The sequence below is a fragment of the Mycobacterium sp. genome, from assembly GCF_019243155.1.
In the GTDB taxonomy this organism is placed as follows: Bacteria; Actinomycetota; Actinomycetes; order Mycobacteriales; family Mycobacteriaceae; genus Mycobacterium.
Window position 1 is genome coordinate 1 of sequence record NZ_JAFAUS010000342.1, and the last position, 2,085, is coordinate 2,085.

Here is a 2,085-nt window from a genome sequence, read left to right on the forward strand (position 1 = left end):
GATTCACCGCCATCACCGGCCGACCCCGTTGACCGCAGCCACGTCAGCGAGGGTAGGAGTTAACGGGTGGATGAGATCTTGGGGGCTGCCTATCGTGCGCGCCGAACCTGTCTTTCGGTGCCGGCCAGCAGCAACCGGATGATCGAGAAGGCCAAGGGCTTGCCCGCCGACGAGGTGTTTCTTGACCTCGAGGACGCGGTGGCGGTCGACGCCAAAGCGCAGGCTCGCGCACAGGCGGCCGGGGCGCTGGGCGAGCCGGGCTGGTCGGGTCAGCTGCTCGGCGTACGCGTCAACGACTGGACGACGCCATGGACCTACGCCGACGTGATCGAGGTGGTGTCGGCGGCAGGTGCCCGGCTGGACCTCATCGTGCTGCCCAAGGTCGCCGCCGCGTCGCACATCACCGCACTCGATCTGCTGTTGACCCAGCTGGAGACGACGCTTGGTCTGCAGGTGGGGCGCATCGGCATCGAGGCCCAGATCGAAACCGCCCAGGGCTTGAGCAATCTCGATGCGATCGCCGCCGGGCCAAGAGTGCAGGCGTTGGTCCTCGGACCGGCCGACCTCATCGCGAGCCTGAATATGCGCACGTTGGAGGTCGGAGAGCAGCCACCCGGCTACGACGTCGGAGATGCGTATCACCATGTGCTGATGTCAATACTGATCGCCGCGCGCACGCACGGCGTCGCGGCCATCGACGGACCCTATCTGAAGGTGCGCGACCTCGACGGTTTCCGCCGGGTCGCGGGCCGCTCCGCGGCGCTTGGCTACGACGGCAAGTGGGTGCTGCATCCCGACCAGATCGCCGCCGGGAATGAGATGTTCAGCCCGCGGCAGGCCGAGTACGACCACGCCGAACTGATCCTCGAAGCCTACGAATGGCACACCTCCGCCGCAGGCGGCGCACGTGGAGCAGTGATGCTCGGCGATGAGATGCTCGATGAGGCGAGCCGCAAGATGGCTCTGGTGATCGCCGGCAAGGGCCGGGCCGCCGGCATGACGCGGCGAGGCGATCGGTTCCAGCCGCCGAGCTAGGGCCGCCGACGACTGATTCGTCCCGAACACGGTTGCAGGTGAGGCGGAAACGGCGGCGGTGGGTAGCTCTGCGGCGGCAGATACCCAGACGTAGTCGGAAAATGTCGGCGGATAGTCGATCGGGGGATGCGGATCGACGCCGCGCCCCGATCGCTCCAACGACGGATATTCGAATGCCCGGTTGGGATCGTCGGGTCGAACGTCACGGCGACGTCAATGATGAACGTTAGCCAGGGCCACCAGGAAGAGGAACAGTAACGCGATCACAATCGCGACCCCTCCGACGATGATGCCGGCTATCGCGAATCCTCGTCCCTGTTCCCCGCTCTGCTTAATCTGGTTCAGCCCGACGATGCCGAGCACGATGCCCGCGATGGCTGCGACCCCGCCGCCAATTCCAAAGCAGAAAAAACCCAGTGGCACTGCGACGATCGACGCGACCAGCGAGCCGATCGCCATCCCGTTGGTGTGTGGCTGTGCGGCACCGTAGCCACCCGGGTAGGGGGCGCCCGGATAACCGGACTCGTAAGGCGGCGGCTGGGGAGGGTAACCGCCCGTGGGCGGCTGGTAGGGCTGCGGCTGCTGCTGATACGGCGGGGCCGGCTGGTAGGTCGGCGGCTGGTATGACTGTGGCGGCTGGTAGGGCTGCGGTGGGTACGACTGCTGCGGTGGGTAGGACTGCTGCGGCGGGTATGACTGTGGCGGCTGGTAGGGCTGCTGTGGTGGTGGTTCGTAGGACGGCGAAGGATAGCTCGGCGGCGGGTAGTAGCTCGGCATTGAACCACTGTCGGGAGGCGGGGGCGGATACGCCGACGGCGGTGAGTAGTCAGGCGGCGGGATGTTCGCGAATTGGGTCTCCGCGTTGGGCGCGGGTGTCGAGGCCGGTGGCGCGGGCTCAGGCGGCGGGATTTTCGCGAATTGGGTCTCCGCTTCGGGCGGGGGTGTCGAGGCCGGTGGTGCAGGCTCAGGCGGCGGGATGTTCGCGAATTGCGTCTCCGCCTGGTCGAACGGAGTGGGTTCTCGACCAGCCGTGGGCGGCTTGCCCTCCCG

The 2,085-nt window shown here is 67.1% G+C and carries 2 protein-coding genes; one reads left to right on the plus strand and one right to left on the minus strand.

All coding sequences use genetic code 11. The features are described from left to right. The first annotated feature begins 78 nt into the window (after positions 1 to 78). Positions 79 to 1,035 (plus strand): CoA ester lyase, encoded by a 957-nt coding sequence (locus tag JOZ00_RS17550; protein ID WP_293345795.1) that lies wholly within the window; start codon positions 79 to 81, stop codon positions 1,033 to 1,035. A 213-nt stretch (positions 1,036 to 1,248) separates the two neighbouring features. Here the strand turns inward: JOZ00_RS17550 and JOZ00_RS17555 are convergent. After that, a partial coding sequence (locus JOZ00_RS17555) for a DUF4190 domain-containing protein (RefSeq protein ID WP_366022351.1) occupies positions 1,249 to 2,085 on the minus strand: 837 nt, incomplete at its 5' end.